Genomic DNA, 22,592 nt, shown 5'->3' on the forward strand with positions numbered 1-22,592 from the left:
CGGAACACCTCCGAGGAGCCGAGCAGGCCGGGGTTGAGGAAGTCCATGACGGACCACAGCTCGGCGAGCCGGTTCTCCACCGGAGTCCCGGTCAGCGCCACCCGATGCCCTGACTCCAACCGCCGCACCGCCTTCGCACCCTGGGACAGGCTGTTCTTCACCGCCTGCGCCTCGTCCAGCACGACGCGGTTCCACTCGAAGCCGGACAGCTCGTCGATGTCCCGGATGGCCGTGGCGTAGGTGGTGACGATCAGGTCGACATCGCTCTCGAGATGCTCGCGCAGCGCATCGCCGTGCAGCCGCGCGCCGCCGTGGTGCGCGTACACCCGCAAACCGGGTGCGAACTTCGCCGCCTCCCGCTGCCAGTTGCCGACCAGCGACATCGGGCACAGCAGCAACGTCGGCCCGACCTCTGGATCCTGGTGGCGCTCAAGGGTTTCCATGGCCAGCAGCTGGACGGTCTTGCCGAGGCCCATGTCGTCGGCCAGGCAGCTGCCCAGCCCGAGCGAGGACAGGAACGACAGCCATGACAAACCGCGCTGCTGGTACGGGCGGAGCGTCGCGGTGAAGCCGTCCGGTGGCTCGAGGGGCTCGAGCGACTGCGCCGCGGCCCCGCTGAGCAGGTCGCCCAGCCAGCCGTCCGCCCGCACCGAGGTGACCTCCAGCGGAGTGTCGAGGTCGTCGGGGTGGCTGGCCGCCAGCGCCAGGATCTCGGCTGCCGTCTTGTGCCCGGCGGGTTCACGTTCGAGGAACTCCAGCCCGCGGCGCAGCTGCTCCAGGTCGACCGCCACCCACTGGCCGCGCAACCGGATCAGCGGCGCCTTGGTCTCGGCCAGCGCGGCGATCTCGTCCTCGGTCAGGGTCTCGTCACCGACGGCGAGCTGCCAGCGGAACTCGACGAGCTGCTCGCGGCCGAACCTGCTCTTCTTGGCCACCACGCCGTCAACCGGGGTGTGCGCCGAGAGAGCGAGCCCGAGCTTCCGACGCCGGTCCCACCAGTTCGGCAGCAGCACACCGAATCCGGCCTCGTCGAGCAGCGGCGCCACGTCCGACAGGAACCGGTACGCGCCATCGGTGTCCAGGGACAGCTCGGACGGGCACGCGGTACGCAGGCCGTCGACGAGCTCCGGGTAGATCCGGCTGGCCCGGCCGAGTTCGGCCAGCAGCAGCTCCGGTGGGCGGTCCAGCCACCGGCGCAGGCTTCCGTCCTCGTTCCACGCCTGCCCGGCCGGCACCAGCAGGCTCGGGTCTTCAGTGGACTGCAGCAGGAACTCCAGCCGCCAGCACGGATCGCCTTCCGGCTCCTCGGTCTCGGCCTCGCTCAGCCGGAACGTGGCTCGGGCCGGGCCGATCTTGCCGGCCCCGACGTCCTCCCACGGCCCCAATGCCTCGGCGAGCGCGTCGAGCTCGGCGGCATCGGCGTCGACCCGCCCGTCCGGAAGGGTGAGCGCGGTCAACCATGCCTCGGTGGCCGGCGAGCGTTTCGGGCGTCGACCCCGGCGAGGCGGCAGCAGGTCGGTTCCCGCGGGCAAGGCGGCCCGTGCGGCCGTGTCCACGAACGCGCTCAACGCGGACATCGCCAACCGGTGCCCGTCGTGGTCTCCAGGTTCGGCCCGGCACACCGGCGGCATCGCGGCCGTCAGCGAGTTCATCGCGACGATGTCGGGCCCGCGCAGCACGGGACGCCAGTACGCCACTCCCCCGTGCCGGTCCCGGCGCAGCGCCGGCAGCACCCGGCCGCGCCGGACCAGCTCACGGGCGAAAGCCGCCAGCTCGGCGAGGAAGGCCAGGGAAGCCCCGTACCGCACACCCTCGACCGGCTCGTCAAGCGCGGCCAGCGCGGCCGGTGCGTCCAGGCACACCACGGGAACCGCCCACGGCAGCAGGACCGGCTCCGACTGCCGCGGCTTGCGCGGGGTGACCCGGACCAGTTCCGGCGAGTCCAGCGGCGCCATCCGCAACGAGGGCAGCAGCAGCATCGCCGTGCCGGGCTTGCCGGCGTGAATCCCCGCGATCACGCCGTCCGGCGCAGCGAACGGGTGCGGCCGCGCCGAACGCAGCGCCTGGCTGGCGCTCTTCACCGTGCGATCGGAGTCCTCCGCCCACAGGCACAAGCCGTTCTCAGTCGACCAGAAGCCGTGCAGCGCCAGCATTGAGTTCCTTCGTTCCCGGGGTTCGCGGCCGTCAGGCTAACGAGCGGCACCGACCGGGTGACGGAGGCGCGCCGCCGGCTACGGCAGGTCCTCGAACTCGTCCTCATAGCACCCGAACGGCGCGCCACCGGAGGTGTAGCCGACCACGAACATCCCGCACGCCCCCCTGCAGGTCATGATCACCGAAATGGGAAATCCACGCTCATATCTGAGCACGGATTTCCCATTTCGGTGATCATGCCGCCGATTGTCCCAGGGCGAGCCGGATCTCGGCGACCACGGCTTCCGGCCGGCCGGTCAGGTCATGCCAGGTGAACCGCAGGACTATCCGGCCGGCGAGCACCAGCGCGTTCTGCCGGCGCCGGTCGTGGCGGAACCGCTCGACATCCGAGTGCCAGGCCCAGCCGTCGACCTCGATGGCGATCCGCTCGGCCGGGAATGCGAGGTCCAGCTCGTACCGGTCGACCCGGTAGCCGCACCGCCAGCCGGTCAGCCCCGCGTCCCGCAACAATGTGATCAGGATGCGCTCGGCCTCCGAGGCCGCCCGGTCGCGCGCGGCGTGGAGCAGGTCGGCGGCATCCGCGGAGCCGCGCCGGCCGAGGTTGCGGTAGTGGGCGGCATACAGGTCGGAAATGGTGACGCTGCGCTGCAGCGCACGGTCCAGAAGCTGTGAACCGGTAGGGCCGAGCGCGACCGCGGCCTCGAGGGCGGTCAGGGGCACGGCGGTCACCGACAATCCGTTGATCTCGACCCGATCGGCGGGAGCCAGATCGCTCCGCCGCACCCGGACTCCGCGAGCCGCGGGCAGTCGCCGCTCGTGCGAGACCGTGATCTCCACCGCGCCGGGCGGTTCGGTCCACAGGCGATGCCACCATGCCGCCGCGACGCCGCTGATCGTCGCCGTTGACCCCGCCCACAGGTAGGCGGCGCGCAGCCGGACCTCGGCGGTGAGCGCGTGGCCGGCCGCGAAGTACACCCGCGGGTAAAGCCGCACCCACCGCTCGCGCTCGAGCCACCGGCTGATCGTCGCCGGGCTCATGCCCTGAGCCAGGGCCTGGGCTCTGCTGATCACGCCGGCCTGCCGCCGCAGCACTCCCTCAATCGTCACGCCGCACAGTGTGCCGGGCGGGTCTGACAGTCCTCAGTGGTCGAACCGGCCCGCCCGGTTGGCGCGTACCAACGCTAGTACGTCGCCACGCAATGCTGGGCCTGTTGCGCAAGGCGGAACGTACCAGGCACATCACGAACGGAGGCAGCACCGGGTGGGTGATCACCAAAATGGGAGGCTCACGCTCGAATACGAGCGTGATTTTCCCATTCTGGTGATCACACCGCGCCGAGGTCGGCGAGGAGGGTGGGAATCAGGCGCTCCTCCATGACCGCGCGGCCTTGTTCGGTCATCTCGGCGGCGAGGTGGGGCCCCAGGGGCTGGGGGCGGGTGCGCCCTTGAGGGGTTCGGAGTCGCCGGTCTCGAGCGCGGTTCGGTAGTCGGTGGCGGCCATGCGCCACGGAATGGCGTCATAGCGGGTGATCGCCATGGCGGTGGTGCGCAGGCCGGTCCGGTCGAAGTCACCGCGCCAGCGGATCCGGCCGCGGGCGGCGGTGAGGAGCCGGTGGCAGGCGGCCGAGGGCTGGCCCTCGGTACAGACCAGGGGTGCGCAGGACTCGGCCAGTTCAGCCGCGGCGGCGCGCAGCACGGCGGGGTTCTCGCAGACGTAGATGTCTTGCGCCGCAACGGTGAGCGGGTCGGTGGTGAGTTGGTGGAGGGGTCAGCCGGAACGGAATGCCGAAACCGGCGGCGCCGCGCAGCCAGTCGGCGACGATGTGATCGTCTTCGGTGGGCGCATCGAGGTCCTCGATCCGGTCGGCGATTTCGTTGAGCAGGAGCAGGGCGGTCTGCGCGACCGTGCCCGAGCCGGGGAACCGCCGGTCGGAGAACGCGCCGGAGGTGTCCAGCAGTGACCCGTTACCTCTTGGCGACGTCTACGCTAGGGAGCGCACAGAGTTCGAGACGCATGCAGGCCCTGGGCCATTGGTCGAGGCCGTGGGCGGCTTCGATCGCGCGGATCCTCCGAAGGCCGGGGGTGATTTCGGTGTCACTGAGATAACGGAAGCCGCACCGCTCGTAGTACGGGCCGTTCCACTCGACCGCCGTGTAGGTCGTGAGAGTGACCGCGGGGAGGTCGCGGGCACGCGCCCAGTCCATCATGTGCGCCATGAGCGCCCGGCCGATGCGCCGGCGCGCATGGCCAGGGTGCACCGACACCTGCTCCAGGTGGGCGTTGCCGTCCACGACGTCGGCGATGAGGTAGGCCACCGGGCGGTCGTCGGCCTCAACCCAGACCCAGGCCCGGCCGTCCCGCTCGAACTCCAGCAGTGTTTCGATCGAAGGTGGTTCGTCCTCGGCGACGAACGACATGCCGATGTCGGCGAAACATCGCCCGGCAGCCCGCTCGATCTCCTGCAGCGTAGGCAGATCATTTTCGGTGGCCGCCCGGATCCTGCCCTCAGCCATTCACTGACACCTTTCAGCGTGAAGTGCCGTCGATCTTGGCAAGACTATACGGCTGTTGGTCTTGGTGCCCAGAATCCGACACCCGCTCATGTTTCGCATCAACTGATTGGCGGATCATGGGGTCTGTTCGGTCGCATACCATCGACCGATTGACACGCCAATACTCCCTGTGTTAATGCGCAATTAATTGTTGACAGCTCGCGCCGTCCTCTGTCAGGCTCCATCCTGCTGACCGAAGAGGGAGTGTCAGGGGGCTGGGCCGCGGAGGCCCAACTGATCATCGCTGTCGTCAGCAGTGGTGCGGGGAAAATCGAATCATCAATGCCTGGGCGCGCGTCCGGCGGTGTGGTAGCCGGCTACGCAGTGCGCAGATTTGGCATGCGTTTGATATTGAGGGGATCGGTGTTTGTGCGCGAAAACGAGGGAGGCGGTGTCGGCACAGGCCCGCCCGGTGCGGCCGAACGCATCGCATTCGGTGCCAATGGTTCTCCGCACCTGCCGTCGATCGTCTCGAGCGCCGGGGTGCGTTGGGTCGACCTCCGCAGGACGCTCACGCCCCGGTACGGCATCGTGTGGCGGGACATCGCGCTGTGCTACCTGTTCCTGCTGCTCGGCGTGTTGGTGGTGGCCGTGGCCGAGCATGCGGCCAGGTCCTCGGTTCCCGCCGCCGCGGTGGCTGTCCCCGCGGTGCTGTGGCTCGGCTACTGGCTGCACGCGCTGTTCCTGTTCGGGCACGAGGCGGCACACGCCAACCTCGCCCGGCCCCGCAGCCGCAACGACCGGGTGGGCGACTGGGTCGTCTGGGTGATGTTCGGCTCCACGACCAGGAACTACCGGCGCACCCACATGACCCACCATGGCCACCTGGGTGACCACGACGACACCGAGACCACGTACCACCTGTGTCTGTCCATTGTGAACATGCTGAAGGCCTCGACCGGTCTGTACGTGCTGGAGGTGTTGCTGCGCAAGGCCCGGGCGTCGGCGGGGCGGCCGGCGCGCCGGGGCACCCGGAGTTCGGGCACGGTCGCGGGCGTGCTGGCCTCGTTGCGGTCGGCGCTGCTGCACACGGCGGTGGTCGGCGGGCTCTGGCTCGGCGGCTCGCCGGTGGCGGCGGTCACCTGGGTGGCCGCCATGGGGGGCGTGTTTCCCCTGCTCGCGACGGTGCGGACGATCCTCGAGCATCGACGGGCGGACGCGCCGTGCGCGGCCGACTTCGCCGTCGAGACGCACGGGCCGGTCAACCGGCTGTTCGGCACCGGAGTGGTGTCCAGGTACTTCGGCTCCGCCGGGTTCAACAGGCATCTGCTCCACCACTGGGATCCGGCCATCTCGTACACGCGGTTCGACGAGATGGAGCGGTTCTTTCGGGATACACCGCTGGCCGCACGGATGGACGCCAACCGAATCGGCTACGGCACGGCGGTGCGGATGCTCATGGCGGAGGCGCGACGTGGTTGAGACGTTGATGGCATGCCCGGTCTGCGAGAACACGACGGTCGAGTTGTTCGCGACCGCCTCCGACAAGGAGTACTTCACCAGCACCCAGGAGTACCGGTACGCCCGATGTCCCCGCTGCACCGCGGTGTATCTCGACTCGCCGCCGGCCGACCAACTGGCCGAAATCTACCCGCCGAACTACTACTCCTACGGCGGGATCGCGGACTCCACGACGATCACCGAACGGATCAAGGCCTGGCTCGACCGGAGGATGCTGCGCAAGCTCCTGAGCCGAGTTCCGGGTGAGAAGCTGCGGGTGCTCGACGTGGGCGGTGGCGCAGGCTGGCTGCTCACCACCGTTCGCGAGGCCTGTGACCGGGTGGCCGAGACCCACGAGGTCGACCTGCAGTCCGAGGCGGCCGACGCGGCCGAACGGGCCGGGCACGTCTACCACCGCATGCCGATCGAGGAGTTCACCTCGTCCGAGCGGTTCGACCTCATCCTGATGATGAGCATCATCGAGCACGTGCCCGACCCGCGTGCGGTGCTCGGGTCCATGCGCGATCTCCTGTCCGACAACGGGCTTCTCCTCGTCAAGACGCCGAACACGTCCACTGTGGACTGTCGGTGGTTCCGGCACCGCAACTGGGGCGGCTTCCACTGCCCGCGGCACTTCGTGCTGTTCACCGCGGCCGGTCTCGCCGAGCTCGGCAGGGAATGTGGGCTGGAGGTGGTGGAGAGCACCTACACGCAGGGCGCGCCGCAGTGGGCGCTCAGCGTGATGAGCCTGCTGCAGGATCGCGGATGGATCAAGGTCACCGCGCAGCGTCCGGCGTACCGGCATCCGGTCTACGAGCCGCTGACCGCGTTGTTCGCCGGGATCGACTTCCTGCGGGCGAGGTGGGCGCCGACCGCGCAGATGGAGGTCGTCTTCCGGCGTTCCACCCAGGGAAAGGTGGCGGACCGATGAACGCACCCGCGACGGGCGTCGCGCTGAGCTTCGTGATTCCCATGTTCAACGAGGAGGACATCGTCCGCGAGGCGGTGGCCAGGGCGAGCGACGTCGGCCGCCGCTGGGGCCGCCCCTACGAGGTGCTCGCGGTCGACGACGGCAGCCTCGACGCGACCCCCAAGATCCTTGCCGAGCTGCGGGCCGCGGATCCGGCTGTGCGCTGGGTGCAGCTGCGGCCCAACTGTGGCCAGCCGGCGGCGAGCAAGGCCGGCCTGCTGTCCGCCCGGGGCGCGATGATCGCCGTTCTGGACGCCGACCTGCAGACCCCGCCCGAGGTGGTGCCCCGCATGGCCGAGGCCCTCGAGCGGGCCGCCCCGGACGTGGCCGCGGTGTTCGGGGTGACCTCCACCGCCAACCGGGACGACCCGGCTCGACTGCTCGTCGGGCAGGCGGTCTTCTACTTCCTGGAGACCAGGTTGGGCCGCCGGCCCATCCCGCACGGGGCGAGTTCGTTCTTCGTGATGCGCAAGGAGGTCGCGCGGCGGCTGGGCCGGCTCACCTTCACCAAGGGCAACGTGGGCGCGATCATGGCCGCGCTCGGTCTGCGGATGGAGACGGTGTCCTACGTCAAGCCGAGGAGCTACCGCGCCGACTCCCGGCTCGGCCTGCGCGGGCACGTCGAGGAGGCCGTCGGTTCGCTGGCCTTGACCGGAGTGCTGAGCAGGCTGGGCACCGCGGGCGCGCTGGCCGGCGGACTGCTGGGTCGGGCGATGGTGTCGCGTTCCCGTCCCGGCTCGGCTCTGCTGCTCGGCGCCCTGGCCGTGGGTTCCGCGGCGGTGGTCGGGGCCGCCGAGCTGTTCAGCCGCCGCTCACTCCGCACGGCCAGGCGTGAGCTGCCGATGTTCGAAGGCGAAGCCGCGTATTCGGTAGGTGCCTGAACGCTTCCGTTTTGGACGACGACACCCGGGATGTCCGCGAAGGGGGAACGAACTTGCTCGTCGCTGTGCTCGGTCAAGGGTATGTGGGCCTGCCGCTGTCCATCGCGATGGCGTCCAGCGGGCACACGGTGCACGCGGTGGACACCAACCCGCGCCGCTATCAGTCCCTTGTGGACTGTCGATCGTACATCGTTGACGTCAGCGACGTGGCGCTGCACCGCGAGGCCGGCGCCCGACGCTTCCTGCCGGCCCCGTCCCTGGCGGAGGTGCCCCCGGTGGAGGCGTACGTGATCGCCACCCCGACCCCGCTGACCGACGACCGGACACCGGACCTGCGGTACGTCGACGCGGCACTGGCCCAGATCGCCCGGCATGCCCGGCCCGGCGTACTCATCGTGGTGGAGTCCACGGTCTTTCCCGGTGCCATGCGTGACCATGTGGCTCCGACGTTCGAGCGGTTGTCCGGCCTGGTGTCCGGAGTGGACGTCTCCCTGGCCTACAGCCCGGAACGGGTCGATCCGGGTCGCGGGCTGCGGCTGAGCGAGATTCCGAAGCTGGTCGCCGGTCTCGACGAGGCGGCCGACGCCGCGGCGGCCAAGCTGTACGAGACGGTGTTCGAGCAGGTGGTGCGGGTGCCCAGCTGCGAGGTGGCCGAGTTCGCGAAGCTGTACGAGAACACCTTCCGCTATCTCAACATCGCGTTCGCCAACGAGCTCAGCCGAGCGTCCCGGGCGATCAACATCAGCTTCCGCGACGTGGTGTCCGCGGCCTCGTCCAAACCGTTCGGATTCATGGCCTTCCACCACGGCCCCGGCGTCGGTGGGCACTGCCTGCCCAGCAACGTCCACTACCTCAACCACGTGCTGGCCGCGGCCGGGCAGCCGAGCGAGCTGCTGGCCGCGGCCACGACGATCAACGACTCGATGCCCCAGTACCTGGTGGACCGCCTGGCCGAGCTGCTCGAGCGCCGCGGCAAACAGCTGCAGGGCAGCACGATTCTCTTGCTGGGCTTGGCCTTCAAGGCCGGGGTGTCCGACTCGCGCAACTCGCCCACCTACCGGATCGCCGAGCTGCTGGTCGCCTCCGGAGCGAAGGTGAAGGTCGCCGACCCGTGGTTCGACTCGGACGCCGACACCGACCTGTTCACCATGGTCGAGCTCAACCGGGAGGAATGCGCCGCAACCGACGCCGTCCTCCTGGTCACCGACCACGACCAGATCGACTACGACCTCGTCCTGGACGCGGCCGACCTGGTCCTGGACAGCCGGGGCAAACTGCGGCGCGCGGAGGTCGAGCAGCTGTGAGCACGCATGCCCCGGTGATCACTCAGGTGACCTTCGACGGCCTGCGGGCCGAGCAGCTCGAATCTCGGTGGATCGAGCGGGTCGGTGGTATTGAGGCGTACGTCTTCGACGGCCGCCAGCTCGCCGGCGAGCAGCCGTGGCGGCGCCTGCGGGCGAACCTGCGGCGGGCCCGTGATCTCGGCGCGGATCCGCTGACCATGCACTTCCCCACGGACAACGCCGACTGGGTGCACGATCCGGACGCCTACGCGGCACTGCTACGATTCTGCGAGCTCGCCGCCGAGGTCCAGGCCGACGGCGTCGTCCTGCACAGCAACCAGTTCGTGCCGGTGGACGGGTGGCCGGCGTTCGACCTGGCGCAGGCGCGCAAGCGGGTGGTCGCCAAGCTCGGTGAGCTGGACGAGCGGCTCACCGGGAGTCCGATGTGGATCGGTGTGGAGAACATGCCGATCATCGGCTCCGCCGGTCTCGACTTCGACTCGGTGTTCGTGCGGCCCGCCGACTTCGACGCGCTGCTCGAGCTCGACTCCCCGTGCATCGGGGTGACCTGGGACGTCTGCCACTGGGCGGTCTCCTACTCGACCCTGCGCGCGATCGCCCACCTGCGGCAGGAGGAGGCCGACGTGCACCCGCTGGACCTGCCCGCCCCGCCGGTGCGGCACATCCACTTCGCCTCGTTCGCCGGGCACGCCATGCCGTACTGGCCGGCGGACTGCTTCGAGGGAGCCATTCCACAGGCAGGCTGGTTCGACCAGGACCTGCTGGCCGCGATGCTGGCCGAGGCGATCGGCCGTGCGGCTCCGGGCTGCAGCGTGGTCTTCGAAGTCCAGGAGGACGACTACCGGGATCGCCGCAACTGCTGGGAAACCCTCGCCTGGGCAGCGGAGCACCCGGCGCTGGCCGGTCTGGTGCGGACGGAGCGGCCGGCATGACCGACGGTGCACCTCCCGCCATTCCTTACGCCCGCCCGTACTGGGACGGCGCCGAGACCGAGGCCCTGCTCGAGGCGCTCGGCTCGGGCATGTGGACCAACGGCGCGCGGGTGACCTCGTTCGAGGCCGAGCTGGAACGGCTCGCCGGCACCCCGGCCGTGACACTGTCCAGTGGCACGGCCGCGGTCTGGGCGCTGCTGCACGTGCTGGGCAGGCGGATCGCCGGACCGAAGCTGCTGGTGACGCCCGCGCTGACGTTCGCGGCCGCACCGGCCTCGGCGCGCCTGCTGGGTTGGGACGTGGCGCTGTGCGACGTCACCGCGGACGGGTTGACCGCCGCGCCGGACCGGGTGGCCGAGCTGCTCGACCGGGTGCGGCACCGGTACGGGCGCGTCGTCGTGATGCCCGTGCACTATGCCGGCCACCCGGCTGACATGCTTGCCCTGCAACGGATTTGCCTGGCGGCCGGCGCCGATCTGGTCGAGGACGCCTGCCACGCGACCGGCGCCCGGTACGACGGCACGGACATCCCGGTGGGCGCGTGGCCGGGCTCACTGGCCGCGTTCTTCAGCTTCCACCCGACCAAACCCGTGGCGAGCGGGGAAGGCGGCGCGGTCGTGTCGTCCTCGCCGGAGCTGCTCGCCGAGGTGCGCGCGGTACGCAACCACAACATGACTCCGGTGGCGGCCCACCAGGATGACCTGGCGCCGTGGCCGTACACGATCCCGGAACCTGGCCTGAACCTGCGACTGTCGGACCTGCACGCGGCGGTCGGCCTCGTGCAGGCGCGGCGGGCCGAGGAGTCGCGGGTGGCGCGGGCCCGCCTGGCCGCCCGCTACCACGACGCCTTCGACGACCTGCCCGGCCTGCGCACGGTCCCGCGCCGGCAGCGGGCGGGCTCGGCGCACCACCTGTTCCCGGTGGTGTTCGACCTCGCCGAAATCGGCCTGAGCAAGCCGGAACTGATCGGCGTGCTGCGCGACCGGGGTGTCGGCTGCCAGGTGCACTACACGCCGCTGCACCGGCTGCCCGCGTTCGCCGGGATCCCAGCCGGGCTGCGGTCCTGCCTGGACACCGTGGACGCCGCGTTTCCCGGGCTGGTCTCGCTCCCGCTCTGGCGCGGCCTGACCGACGCCGACCAGGACCGCGTCATCGAGGTGGTGACGGATGTGGCGTACGGCAAGCATTCCGGGAGGTGCCGCGGATGACCGACCAGATTCCAGCCGCCGACCGCCCGCGCACGCTGATCACCGGCGGGTTCGGCTTCATCGCGACCTGGGCCGCGGCCGGGCTGCTGCGCTTCGGCCACCGGGTGACCCTGGTGGACAACGGACCGGTGGCGGGCAGCCCGGCCGACCTGGCTGGGCTGCCCGGTCTTCCGGACGTCACGGTCGGCCAGGCCGATGTGACCCGACCGGGCGCGCTCGACCACCTGGGTGAGTTCGACTGCATCGTGCACGCCGCCGCGCTGCTTGGTGTTTCCGCCGTGCGGCGCCGGCCGCTGGAGGCGCTGCGGGTCAACGTGGACGGTACCGCCCGGGTCCTGGAGTTCGCCGCCAGCAACCGCGCCCTCGGCCGGTTCCTGCTGCTGAGCACGAGCGAGGTGTACGGCAACGGCGTGAACGTCGCCGAGGCCGACTGGCTGTCCGCGCGCACCGACGACCCGCGCTGGTCCTATGCGGTAAGCAAAACCGCGGCCGAGGCACTGGCGTACGCCTACGGTGCCGAGCACGGCCTGCCGTTCACCGTCGTGCGGCCGTTCAACGTCTACGGTCCACTGAGGACCGGAAGTTACGCCGTCGGGGCGCTGGGGCGGCAGGCGCTGGCCGGCGGCCCGATCACCGTGCACGGGTCCGGCCGGCAGTCCCGGGCCTGGTGCCACGTCGACGACTTCGTCGACGGCCTCATCCGCTGCCTGCGCTCCCCGGCGGCCGTGGGAGAGACGTTCAACCTCGGCGACAGCCGGCACCACCTCACCGTCGCCGAACTGGCGGCGCTGATCCGGGATCTCACCGGCGGCACGGCTCCGATCGTGCATGTGCCGGCTCCGGGACCGGACATCGAACTGCGCAGACCCAACCTGGACAAGGCCCGGGACCTGCTCGGTTACCGGCCGGAACGCGGCATCGAAGAGGGCCTGCGCGAGACGGTGGACTGGCTCGCCGCGGCCGGCGTGCCGTATCCCGTGCCGTTGCGGCGGACCAGCTGGCCCACGCCGCGCGCCCACCTTCGGACGGTCCCGTCATGACCGCGCGGGACGTGGTCGAGCCGCGGGCGGAGGACCTGCGTTACCTCCCGCCGCCACCGGCTCCCGTGCTGGACCTGCACCCGTCGCGGATGACCGTGGCACGGGCGGTGGCCACCGGATTGTCCGTCCTACGGCCGAATCTGACCGCCGGCCGCGTGCATGACCGGCTGTGCGCGTGGTCGGGCCGGGCGGAGTGCGTGCTCACCGCCTCCGGGCGAACCGCGTTGCGGCTGGCGCTTGTGGACCGCGGAGCCGGCCCGGGATCCGAGGTCGTACTGTCCACATTCAACTGTCCGGCGGTGGTCGACGCGGTGCTCACCTCCGGGGCGAAGCCGGTGCTGGTGGACTTCGATCCGGTGACCGGCCCGGCATTCGACTCGGTCCCGCTGCGCGGTCGGGTGGTCGTGCTCACCAACGGCCTCGGGCTCGACGAGTGGGCCGCGCACGGGGAGCGCATCACCGCGCGCGGCGGCACGGTCGTGCTCGACCTGGCGCAGGCGGTACCCGCACCCGGCGTGCTGCGCCGGTACTCGGGGACGGACTTCCCCATCGTGCTGAGCTTCGGCATCGGCAAGCCGCTCGGTGGACTCGGTGGCGGTGCGCTGCTCACCGCCACCCGCCGGCCGGGCCGCCCCGGCCCCACTCCCGGTGCCGGCCCGGCCACCCTGGTTCGCGCGGTGTCCGGGCGGATGCGGCTCGACGCGCCCGCCCGGGTACGGAATGCGTTGGCGCGCAAGCAGTCGCGGGCACCAGGCTGGTCGACCACCAAGGCCGACCACCTGCCGGCTGTCCGGGGGCCGGTGCCGGACGGCGGGCCGAGCCCCTGGCAGCAGGCCGCCGCGGCCGTTCTGCTCGATTCCGCGGAGTCGGTGCGGCACAAGATGATCGACGTCCACGACCGGGTACGGACCCTGCTGCACGAGTCCCTTCGCGCCTGCGAACTGGTGCCCGCCGCGCCGGATCTCGGCCCGCACCTCGACCTGATCGTGGCGCGGCCCGAGGACCGGTTCCGGTTCGGCCAAGAGCTCGCCGCGCGGGGGATTCCCGCCACGTGGAACTACTACCCGCTGCATCGCACACCCGCGTACGCCGGCGACGTGGCCGCGCCCGAGGTCGACCGGCTCTGGCGGCGGGTGCTCAGCGTGCCGAAGCAGCCGCAACCGCGGCTCACCGCGGACCTGCTGGCCGGCGGCATTCTCGCCGCGGACCGCGCGATCTCCGGGGGGCGCCGTGGTTGAGCTGGCCGGCAGCACCGTCACCGCGTTGACCGAGGCGGAATGGGAACGAGCCTTGGCCGGGGTCACCGCTCCGCTTCCGTTCGGCACGGCGTGCTGGCGGCGCTGGGGCGACACCTCGGCTCCCGGCCGCCGGTTCACCCCCGTGCGGGTGTGCCGGAGTGACGCCGGCGAGTTGCTCGTCCCCCTCTTCGTGTCCGAATTGGACGGGCAGCTCGGGGGTTTCGGCTACGGCATGGTCTGCCCCGGCACGACCTGGCCGCATCCGGCGCTGCCCCGCTTCGACCGGCTGGCGCGGACACTGTGCGCGGCTGCCGGATTGGCCGGGCTCCGCACCCTGCTCCCTCCTTTGTCCACAGTGGACGATCTGGACCGGCTGGCCGGTCACTGGCGCGGGGTCCCGGGCCGGCCGACATACGTGCTGGACCTGACCGCCGGAGCGGAGTCCGTGTGGGCCCGGGCACGGGGTAGCGCACGCACCGCGGTGCGGCGCGCGGAGAGCCACCGGGTGTGGATCGACGACCCCCGTCCCGCCGACGGCGCGGCGGTGACCGATCTGTACCTGCGGACCCTGCAGCGGGCCGGACATCGGCTCGGCAGCCGCCCGGATCTGGCCTTCCTCGCCGAGAAACGGGCCGACGTGCTGACCGTGGTCGCACGCGGAGGAGACGGTGCGGCGCAGGCCGTCTCGGCGTTCGCCGTCTGCGCTGGAACCGCGTTCCACGTCGTGCAGGCGACGTCGGACGCCGGGCGGCGCACCAACGCCGGGCATCTCGCGTTCTTTGCGGCGATCTCCGGGCTGGCCGCCGCCGGTGTGCGCCGGGTGGATCTGGGCTCGGCGACCAATCCGGGCCAGGAGCGGTTCAAGCTCAACTGGGGCGCGACGGCCCGGCCCACCCGGTTGCTGAGCTGGCCGGGAGGTCAGCCGTGATCCTCAGCGCGCACCAGCCGGCTTACCTGCCGTGGCTGGGTTACTTCGCGAAAATGGCGAGCTCGGACGCGTTCGTGCTGCACGATCTCAGCCCGATCGGCCGCGGGAACATGCTCAACCGCAACAAGATCCGCACCGCGGACGGCCCGCTGCTGCTGACCGTGCCGCTCGACCATCGCGACCTGCGGGCCGGGCTGCCGCTCAACCGGATCCGCCTGGTGGACGACGGCTGGGCGCGGCGGCACTGGCGGGCCATCCAGCTCGCCTACCGGCGCGCGCCGTTCTTCGCCGACCACGCGGACTTCCTCGCCGACTACTACCGCGGCGAATACTCTACTTTGGACGAACTGTGCCGCCCGTTCATCGAGTACTGCGTGGCCGCCTTGAAGCTCGACTGCGCCGTGCACTGGATGTCCGAGCTCGGCGTCACCGGGTTCGACCGCCGGTCGATCATTCCGTTGCTGTGCGAGCGGTTCGGCGCCCGCAGCTTCGTGGTCGGGCCGCACGCCGGCGGCTACCTGGATCCGGTCGGCATCGACAGCGCCGGCATCGAGTTGCGGGTCTTCGACTACGACCACCCGCGCTACCGCCAGTCACGACCCGGATTCGTCTCCCATTTGTCCATAGTGGATCTGTTGGTCAACTGCGGGCCGGGCAGCGCGGACGTGATCAGGGGAGGGGCGTGATGACCACTGTGCTCGCCGTCGTGGCACATCCGGACGACGAGGTGATCGGGCCCGGCGGCACCCTCGCCGCGCACGCGATCGCCGGTGACGACGTCCACGTGCTGATCCTCGCCGACGGCAAGACGTCGCGGCCCGGGCCGCCGGATTCCGTAGCGGTGCAAGAGATGTCGCTCACCGAGACCGAGGAGGCGTGTGCGACGCTCGGGGTTTCCGGCTGGCGCCGGCTGGATCTGCTGGACAACCAGCTCGACACCTACCCGCTGCTCGACCTGGCCAAGCAGGTCTGCGCGGTGGTCGACGAACTGGCCCCCGAGGTGGTCTATACCCATCAAGGCGGCGACCTCAACGTGGACCACGAGCTGACCCAGCGGGCCACCATGATCGCCTGCCGGCCACACGTCAGCCCGGTCCAGTGGGTGTTCGGCTTCCCGACGCTGTCCGCGACCGACGCCGGTTTCGCCGCGCGCCCGCCGTTCGTGCCCTCGGTGTTCGTCGACGTCGGCACCACCCTCGAGCGAAAGCTCGCGGCGATGCGTTGCTACGGCTCGGAACTGTGTGAGTACCCGCATCCGCGCTCGCTGCGGGCGATGCGCGCGCAGGCCGAGCTGTACGGGGCGCACGCGGGGATGGCCTCGGCCGAGGGGTTCAGCGTCCTGCGCGGCACCTGGCGGGTGGCATGAGGACGGGCGAGCGAGCAGAAAGTCAGGTGTGGACGGTGACAACCCGGAACATGACCGCGGCCGCGGGGAACGCGGGCGGGCAGACCAGGCCCCGCCCCGCGCCGTTCATGGTGTGGGGAGAGCGGGTCGACCCGGACGGCGACCCGCGGCTGATCGAGTCGGCCACCGGGGCGCGCACCGCGGTGCCGCGGTTCGACGACCGCACCGCCGAGCGGATCCTCGCCGGGCCGCCGGCCGACCTGGCCGCCGTGCCGCTGCAGGAGATCGTCACCTTTCTCAACCGGGCCGGCCAGTTGTGGAAGAACGGGGAGTACGCGCGCCGCCGCCTCTACCTCCGCGAGCTGAAACGGCTGCACGGCTACTCGGACAAGATGGCCGAGACGGAGGCCGACCTCATCTCCGCCACGCTCCGCTCGCACGCCCAGATGCACGACATGGTCGCCGTCGAGCTGGGCCACCGGGCGGTGCTGGACCGGTGGATTCCCCGTGAGGACGCGGAAGTGCGGGCCTTCCCGCGGGGCACCAGCGTGCACGTGCTGCCCGGCAACGTGCCCTACTCGACCACCGTCTCGCTGCTCCGGGCGTTGATCACCAAGAACGCCGCGGTACTCAAGTACTCCGCGGGTGAGCCCGCGACGGCTCTGGCTCTGGCACAGAGCTTCTGCGACGTGGACCCGGAGCATCCGGTCACCAGGTCGGTCTGCGCGGTGTTCTGGGAACGCGACTGCCCGCAGGGCCGGCGAGTACTCGGCGCCGCGGACGTGATCTGCGCGTGGGGCGGTGCCGAGGCCGTGACCGCCGCGCTGCGGGCGTGCTCGCCCGAAGGGGTCGTGGTGCCGTTCGGACCGCGGCGCAGCATGACCGTGGTCGGCCGGAACGCCGACCTCGCCCGGGCCAGCCGGGGCATCGCCCACGACGCGTCCATGTACGAGCAGCGCGCGTGCTTCTCCACCCACCAGGTGTTCACCGACGGCGACCCGGAGGCGCTCGCCGCGGGCATCGAGCGGGAGCTGATGTTCTACGCGGATCTGCTGCCGCGCACGGCGGTGACCGCCGACGAGGCCGCGCAGGTGTCGCTGGAGGCGGCCGCGCAGCGGTTCCTCGGTAGCTCGGTGCGCGGCGGGAGCTGGGGCACGGTGATCATCGCCCCGCCCGGGCGGGTGGTCGAACTGCCCACCGCGCGCACGGTTTTCGTCCACCCGGTAGCGGATCTGCGTGAGGTGTACGGCTGGGTGGACGCGGCCGTGCAGACGGTGGGCATGGCGCCGTGGTCGCTGGTGCACGAGCACCGCGACGAGCTCGCCCGCCGGGGCGTGTGCCGTTTCGTCGAGGCGGGTCTGTCGCCGCTGTTCCGCCTCGGCGGCACCCACGACGGGCTCCAGCCGCTGGTGCTGATGACCAGGATGGTCGCGGTCGAGGCGCCGCGGGCCGACTACGGCAAGAACGGGGTCGCCCCGGTCGACCAGTCGGAGTTCCTGGAACACAGCCGGCTACGCGACCTGCTGGTGTGACCCCCGATCAGATGTGAAAACCGAGAGAGACTGGAGTTCTTCGATGGATGTCGGCGTGATGTTGACGACCGCCCACCCGGACCACTGGACCGAGACAGAGGTCTTCGACTACACCATGGATTTCGCCGTGGAGGCGGACACGCTCGGCTACCAGTCGGCGTGGTTGCTCGAACACCACTTCACCCGCTACGGCTTGTGCCCGAACACCTTGACCATGGCCGGGTACGTGCTCGGGCGCACGAAGCGGATCAAGGTGGGCACGGCCGTCGTGGTCCTGCCGCTCGACCATCCCATCCGGATCGCCGAGCAGACCAACCTGCTCGATCAGCTCAGCCACGGCCGGTTCGTGCTCGGTGTCGGCCGCGGTTACTTTCCCCGGGATTTCGAGGCATTCGGCGTGGACGCCGGCAAGAGCCATGTCATCCAGTCCGAATACGTCGACATCATCCGGCAGATCTGGCGCGAGGGCACGGCGAAGTGGGACGGCGAGACCATCACGCTGCCCGACGTCACCCCGTTCCCGACCCAGTACACCCGGCCGGAGCCGGTGATGTACGGCGTCGGCCAGTCGCCGTCGACCATCGAGTGGGCGGCCTCGCGCGGCCTGCCGCTGCTGATGGCGCTGATCGGCTCGATGGAAGCGCTGCGGTCCAATTTGGACCTGTACCGGGAGATCGCGGAGAGCCACGGGTTCGATCCGGAGTCCATTCCGCACGCGCTGTGCTCGGTCGCGCACGTCGCCGCGACCACCCAGCAGGCCCGTGACGACATCTTCGGGAACATGGCGTGGTGGGAGCAGGAGCACGACAACGCCGCGTTCACCATGGAGCAGCTGGAAAAGCTGCCGAACTACCGCTTCCAGTACGGCGAATGGCAGGCCGCGGCGCTGCGCGGTGACCGCACCAACGAGGACTTCACCAACTACGCGCTGGAGCACAGCGTCGTCGGCAGCGTCGAGGACTGCGTCGGGAAGCTGGAGCGGGTCGCCGAGGAAACCGGGGTGCGCAACTTCCTGTTCGGGTTCGAGGCAACGCTCGACCGCGACCGGGTCCTCGACACGATGAACACGTTCGCCACCGAGGTTCTGCCGCGGCTTGGCTGGAAGCCCGACGCGGAGGCATGAGCATGAGCGTGGACGCCGCGCGAGCGGTGGCCCTGACCGGCGTGGCCGAGCTGGACCGGCTGATCTTCGAGCAGGACCACTGGTGGTCGCTGACCACGCGGGAGCAGGCCGACCTGCGGCTGCGCCTGGTCGCCGCCGCGGTGCGGCACCACCTCGACCGCAACCCCGACTACCAGCGGTTCGCCGACGTGGCGGGCTTCGACGTCGGGGAGATCGACGACCCGGCCGCGCTGGTCCGGGTCCCGCAGCTGCCGACGCCGCTGTTCAAACGCTGTGACCTGCGCAGCCTGCCGGCGGCCGACTGCTCGCTGTTCGTCAGCAGCGGCACCTCCTCGGGCACCCGCAGCCGGGTGTGGCGGGACGAGACGTCGCTGTACCGGCTGGCCGGATCCCTGCGCCCGGACGGTGACATCTGGGGCGACCTGTTCGGCGACGTCGACCTGGACCAGGATGGCCTGACCGTCCACTTGGGTCCGTCCCGCGCCGGGTCGGACGGCGTCTGGATCAGCTATGTGATGACGTTGATCGAGATGTTCACCGAGATCCGGCACTACGTGAGGGACGGCGTGCTGCACCTGGCCCTGGCGGCCGACGACCTCACCGCCGCGCTCGGCCGGGGCGCCTTCGTCGCGGTGGCCGGCCCGCCGGTGTTCGTCACGGAGTTGTTGCGCCACCTCGCCGAGCGGGATCGTCCGCTGGACGCGGGGAAGCGGGCCGTGGTGATCACCGGTGGTGGCTGGAAGCGGGACGGGGCGACCCGCCTCGATCCGGCCGAGCTGCGTGAGCTGGCGGTGCGCACGCTCGGCCTGTGCTCGGCCGATCAGGTGCGGGACGTGTTCAACCAGGTCGAGCTGAACACAGCGTTCATCGAGTGCGAGCACCACAACAAGCATGTGCCGCCGTGGGTGCAGGTCATCGTCCGGGATCCGCGCGATCTGAGCCCGCTGCCCGCCGGCGCCACCGGCCTATTGTCCTATTTGGACCCATCGGCGGCGAGCTTCCCATGTTTCCTGCTGGCCGAGGACCTCGGCTCGGTGGAGATCGACCGGTGTCCGTGCGGCCGCGGCGGCACCACCGTGCGGCCGTGGCGGCGGATCGACACGGCCGCGCACCACGGCTGCGCCCTGCGCCTGGCAACCAGCACCCGGCTCGGGTGAGAGGGAGGGACGAGACGATGCTGACCAAGACCTACGACCTGCGCACCGACTCCGGCCGCACGGTGGGCGTGTGGCGGAGCGCGGAGGACCCGCCCGCCGGCGCGCCGGTAGTGGTCGTGGCACCCGGGTTCGGGCAGCGCATGCGCAGCGCGGGCGCGATGACGCTGATGCTCACGCGCAACGGCGCCACCGTGTACCGGTTCGACTCGCTCGACCACGTCGGGATCAGCGACGGAGAGATCCACCGGTTCTGCATCACCTCGCTGTACGAGTCGCTGGCCACGGTCGTCCGGGACACGTGCGGGCGCGAGGGGGTGGATCAGGTGACGCTGGTGGCCACCAGCCTGGCCGCGCTGCCCGGTGTCCAGTTCGCCGCCAAGGAAGGCCGGGTGAACAACCTGGTGCTCGTCCTGGGCGTGGTCAACGGGCGCAACACGCTGCGGCAGGTGCTGGGCGGTGACCACTTCGACGACGACATCGACACGCTGCCCGGGCAGGTGCTGATCGACAAGCACTGGGTGGATCCGCGCCCGATCCACCGCGAGCACCGGGTCGTGGACTGGTGGGACGAGTCCGCCACGATCAACGCGCTGGCGAACTGCGCCAACCCGGTGTGCAACTACGTCGCCGTGGATGACGACTGGGTGGACATCGCCGACGTCCGGCGGGTGTTCGGCGCGGCCGGCCGGCCCAACCCGCCGGAGATCATCGAGGTGGCTCTCTCCGGGCACGCGTTGCTGCGGAATCCGGTGGCGCTCAAGGCGATGATGACCGACGTCACCCGCAGCGCGCTCGGCCTGGCGGCGGACGCCGAGGTGATCCTGCCGTCCTTCGAGGACATGGTCGAACTGCGTGGCGTCGAGCGGGACCTGGAGCGGGCGCACGCGGACGGACGTCCGGCGTGACCGCGCGGCGCCTGGCATCCGGTGGAGACGGGCACGCCACGCTGATGGACACCGGCTACAGCTCCTGCTACGGCACGGTCTACCGCACGCACTGGTGGTGGCAGTCCCGTGAGGACAACGTGATCCGGCTGGTGCGGGCGTTCCTGCCGCGCCGGGACGGCCGGGCCAAGATCCTCGACATCGGCTGCGGCGACGGGTTCATCTGGCCCCGGCTGGCCGCTTTCGGCTCGGTGGAAGGCATCGAGCCGGATCCGGTGCTGGTCGCCGCCGACTCGCCGAACCGGTCCCGGATCGAGCCGGCCGGCCTGCTCGAGGGGCGGGACCGGCCGGCCGACCACGACCTGGTGCTGATGCTGGACGTGCTGGAGCACATCGAGGACGAGCGCGCGGCCCTGGACCGGGTGACCACGCTGCTGGCCCCCGGCGGGATGCTCGTGCTCACCGTGCCCGCGCTGGGCCTGCTGTGGAGCGAGTTCGACGTGCTCAGTGGCCACCACCGCCGTTACCACCGGGCGGCGCTGCGGGCCGCGCTGCACCGGGCCGGGCTGCGCACCCTGTTCCTGCGCTACACCTACGCGTGGGCGGTGCTCCCGCTGTTCGCCCGGCGGCTGCTCTTCTCCGCCGACGCCGGCGAGCACAGCCATTTCGTCAAGCCGCCGGCGCGGCCGCTGAACACGGTGCTGCGCCGGCTGAGCCTGGTGGACCACGCGGTGACCAGGCGGCTGCCGGTGCCGTTCGGCAGCTCACTGACCGCGGTCGCGCTCAAACCTGTCAACCACACGGATCGCCCGGAGTAGGAGCCATGCCAACCAAGATGCCGCCGGGCCCGAGGCTGCCTCGGGTGGCACAGACCGCCATGATGATCTCCCGGCAGAACTCCTTCCTGCATGCCTGCCACCGCCGCTACGGTGACTGCTTCACCGTGCGCGTCTCCGGCCAGGCGCCGCTGGTGTACGTGGTCGACCCCAAGCTGGTACGCGAGGTGTTCACCGGTGACATGAACATCTTCCACGCCGGCGAGTCGAACGCCATGCTCGGTCCCGTTCTCGGTAAGAACTCGTTGCTGCTGCTGGACGAGGACGACGCGGTGCGCAGCCGTCAGCTGATGCAGCCGCCGTTTCACGGCAACGCGGTGCGCAGGCAGATCGACGAGATGACCCGGATCGCGGTGGCGGAGATGGCCGGATGGCCCGTCGGCCGGCCGTTCCCGCTGCTGCCGCGGATGCAGGCGATCACCCTCGAGGTGATCCTGCGCAGCGTGATCGGCGCGCACCAGCAGGAGCACCTCGACGAGCTGCGGGCCGCCGTGCGACCCCTGGTCGAGGTGCACGGCATCCTGCTGCTCGGCATGATCCAGCAGCGGCTGCTGCGGTTCCGGCCGTGGAGCAACCTGATCCGGGCCCGCGAGCACGCGATCGCCTGCCTGCTCAGGCACATCGCCCGCACCAGGGCGGATCCCGCGCTGGAGCAGCGGTTCGACGTGCTGTCGATGCTCATCCGCGCCGGCCACACCTCGGACGACGAGCTGTGCGACCAGCTGATCACCCTGCTCATCGCCGGGCACGAGACCACCGCGACCGCGCTGGCCTGGGCGTTCGAGCGGCTGACCCGCAACCCGGACGCGCTGGCCAGGGCCACCCGTGCGGCCGACGAGCACGACGAGTCCTACCTGGAGGCGCTGGTGATGGAGAGCCTGCGGATGCGGCCGGTGTTCCCCGACGTGGCCCGCAAGATCACTCGGGAGATCGAGCTCGGTGGCTACCGGCTGCCCGCGGGCACTCTGGTGGCGCCGTCGATCACGTTGCTGCACAACGACGATCGCTACTACCCCGAGGCGGCGGAGTTCCGCCCGGAACGTTTCATCGGGCGGGGTATGGGCTCC

22 protein-coding genes are annotated in these 22,592 nt (G+C 70.8%); 18 read left to right on the top strand and 4 right to left on the bottom strand.

Features of this window, described 5'->3' with window-relative positions; genetic code table 11:
- The 3 genes from VGR06_RS22895 to VGR06_RS22905 all read right to left on the bottom strand — a co-directional run.
- Window positions 1–2,153, bottom strand: a 2,153-nt coding sequence (locus VGR06_RS22895) for a DEAD/DEAH box helicase (RefSeq protein WP_327561154.1), incomplete at its 3' end; no start/stop codon positions are given.
- 235 nt (window positions 2,154–2,388) lie between these two features.
- The gene (locus VGR06_RS22900; protein WP_327561155.1) at window positions 2,389–3,261 is read right to left on the bottom strand and encodes a type IV toxin-antitoxin system AbiEi family antitoxin domain-containing protein; all 873 of its coding nucleotides are present in this window, start codon (window positions 3,259–3,261) and stop codon (window positions 2,389–2,391) included.
- A gap of 289 nt (window positions 3,262–3,550) precedes the next feature.
- Window positions 3,551–3,850 (bottom strand): DUF2399 domain-containing protein, encoded by a 300-nt coding sequence (locus tag VGR06_RS22905; protein WP_327561156.1) that lies wholly within the window; start codon window positions 3,848–3,850, stop codon window positions 3,551–3,553.
- Between the two features lie 40 nt (window positions 3,851–3,890).
- Here VGR06_RS22905 and VGR06_RS22910 point away from each other — a divergent pair, with 40 nt between their 5' ends.
- Window positions 3,891–4,115 (top strand): hypothetical protein, encoded by a 225-nt coding sequence (locus VGR06_RS22910; RefSeq protein WP_327561157.1) that lies wholly within the window; start codon window positions 3,891–3,893, stop codon window positions 4,113–4,115.
- Between the two features lie 4 nt (window positions 4,116–4,119).
- On the opposite strand, the gene VGR06_RS22915 is transcribed toward VGR06_RS22910, so the two are convergent.
- On the bottom strand, window positions 4,120–4,668 hold the full coding sequence (locus VGR06_RS22915) for a GNAT family N-acetyltransferase (protein ID WP_327561158.1): 549 nt from the start codon (window positions 4,666–4,668) through the stop codon (window positions 4,120–4,122).
- A gap of 408 nt (window positions 4,669–5,076) precedes the next feature.
- Here VGR06_RS22915 and VGR06_RS22920 point away from each other — a divergent pair, with 408 nt between their 5' ends.
- The 17 genes from VGR06_RS22920 to VGR06_RS23000 form a co-directional block, all read left to right on the top strand.
- Window positions 5,077–6,129: a fatty acid desaturase gene (locus tag VGR06_RS22920; protein WP_327561159.1), complete on the top strand. Its 1,053-nt coding sequence runs from the start codon at window positions 5,077–5,079 to the stop codon at window positions 6,127–6,129.
- Entirely contained in the window at window positions 6,122–7,078 is a 957-nt protein-coding gene (locus VGR06_RS22925) for a class I SAM-dependent methyltransferase (protein WP_327561160.1), read from the top strand. The genes VGR06_RS22920 and VGR06_RS22925 overlap by 8 nt, the downstream gene beginning before the upstream one ends.
- Window positions 7,075–7,998, top strand: a complete 924-nt coding sequence (locus VGR06_RS22930; protein WP_327561161.1) for a glycosyltransferase — start codon at window positions 7,075–7,077, stop codon at window positions 7,996–7,998. The genes VGR06_RS22925 and VGR06_RS22930 overlap by 4 nt, the downstream gene beginning before the upstream one ends.
- Before the next feature lie 65 nt (window positions 7,999–8,063).
- Complete coding sequence (locus VGR06_RS22935; protein WP_327561162.1) at window positions 8,064–9,302, top strand: nucleotide sugar dehydrogenase; 1,239 nt, start codon at window positions 8,064–8,066, stop codon at window positions 9,300–9,302.
- Complete coding sequence (locus tag VGR06_RS22940) at window positions 9,299–10,234, top strand: sugar phosphate isomerase/epimerase family protein (RefSeq protein ID WP_327561163.1); 936 nt, start codon at window positions 9,299–9,301, stop codon at window positions 10,232–10,234. Before VGR06_RS22935 ends, VGR06_RS22940 begins: the two co-directional genes overlap by 4 nt.
- Complete coding sequence (locus VGR06_RS22945; protein WP_327561164.1) at window positions 10,231–11,442, top strand: DegT/DnrJ/EryC1/StrS family aminotransferase; 1,212 nt, start codon at window positions 10,231–10,233, stop codon at window positions 11,440–11,442. Before VGR06_RS22940 ends, VGR06_RS22945 begins: the two co-directional genes overlap by 4 nt.
- Window positions 11,439–12,482: an NAD-dependent epimerase/dehydratase family protein gene (locus tag VGR06_RS22950; RefSeq protein WP_327561165.1), complete on the top strand. Its 1,044-nt coding sequence runs from the start codon at window positions 11,439–11,441 to the stop codon at window positions 12,480–12,482. The genes VGR06_RS22945 and VGR06_RS22950 overlap by 4 nt, the downstream gene beginning before the upstream one ends.
- Entirely contained in the window at window positions 12,479–13,720 is a 1,242-nt protein-coding gene (locus VGR06_RS22955) for a DegT/DnrJ/EryC1/StrS family aminotransferase (protein ID WP_327561166.1), read from the top strand. The genes VGR06_RS22950 and VGR06_RS22955 overlap by 4 nt, the downstream gene beginning before the upstream one ends.
- Window positions 13,713–14,648, top strand: a complete 936-nt coding sequence (locus VGR06_RS22960) for a hypothetical protein (RefSeq protein WP_327561167.1) — start codon at window positions 13,713–13,715, stop codon at window positions 14,646–14,648. The genes VGR06_RS22955 and VGR06_RS22960 overlap by 8 nt, the downstream gene beginning before the upstream one ends.
- Window positions 14,645–15,334, top strand: coding sequence for a WbqC family protein (locus VGR06_RS22965; RefSeq protein WP_327561168.1), 690 nt, complete (start codon window positions 14,645–14,647; stop codon window positions 15,332–15,334). The genes VGR06_RS22960 and VGR06_RS22965 overlap by 4 nt, the downstream gene beginning before the upstream one ends.
- Window positions 15,334–16,014 (top strand): PIG-L deacetylase family protein, encoded by a 681-nt coding sequence (locus VGR06_RS22970; RefSeq protein WP_327561169.1) that lies wholly within the window; start codon window positions 15,334–15,336, stop codon window positions 16,012–16,014. Before VGR06_RS22965 ends, VGR06_RS22970 begins: the two co-directional genes overlap by 1 nt.
- A 35-nt stretch (window positions 16,015–16,049) precedes the next feature.
- Window positions 16,050–17,525 (top strand): aldehyde dehydrogenase family protein, encoded by a 1,476-nt coding sequence (locus VGR06_RS22975; protein WP_327561170.1) that lies wholly within the window; start codon window positions 16,050–16,052, stop codon window positions 17,523–17,525.
- A 55-nt stretch (window positions 17,526–17,580) separates the two neighbouring features.
- Window positions 17,581–18,648, top strand: a complete 1,068-nt coding sequence (locus VGR06_RS22980) for an LLM class flavin-dependent oxidoreductase (RefSeq protein ID WP_327561171.1) — start codon at window positions 17,581–17,583, stop codon at window positions 18,646–18,648.
- A gap of 2 nt (window positions 18,649–18,650) precedes the next feature.
- Window positions 18,651–19,805 (top strand): hypothetical protein, encoded by a 1,155-nt coding sequence (locus VGR06_RS22985; RefSeq protein WP_327561172.1) that lies wholly within the window; start codon window positions 18,651–18,653, stop codon window positions 19,803–19,805.
- A 17-nt stretch (window positions 19,806–19,822) separates the two neighbouring features.
- Window positions 19,823–20,710, top strand: a complete 888-nt coding sequence (locus VGR06_RS22990; RefSeq protein WP_327561173.1) for a hypothetical protein — start codon at window positions 19,823–19,825, stop codon at window positions 20,708–20,710.
- A complete protein-coding gene (locus VGR06_RS22995; RefSeq protein ID WP_327561174.1) occupies window positions 20,707–21,507 on the top strand; it encodes a class I SAM-dependent methyltransferase in 801 nt (266 codons plus the stop codon). Before VGR06_RS22990 ends, VGR06_RS22995 begins: the two co-directional genes overlap by 4 nt.
- Window positions 21,508–21,524: 17 nt before the next feature.
- Window positions 21,525–22,592 (top strand): cytochrome P450 (locus VGR06_RS23000; protein WP_327561175.1); only part of this gene is annotated, 1,068 nt, incomplete at its 3' end.

Origin of the sequence: Actinophytocola sp., from assembly GCF_036002505.1 — a bacterium.
In the GTDB taxonomy this organism is placed as follows: Bacteria; Actinomycetota; Actinomycetes; order Mycobacteriales; family Pseudonocardiaceae; genus DASYTH01.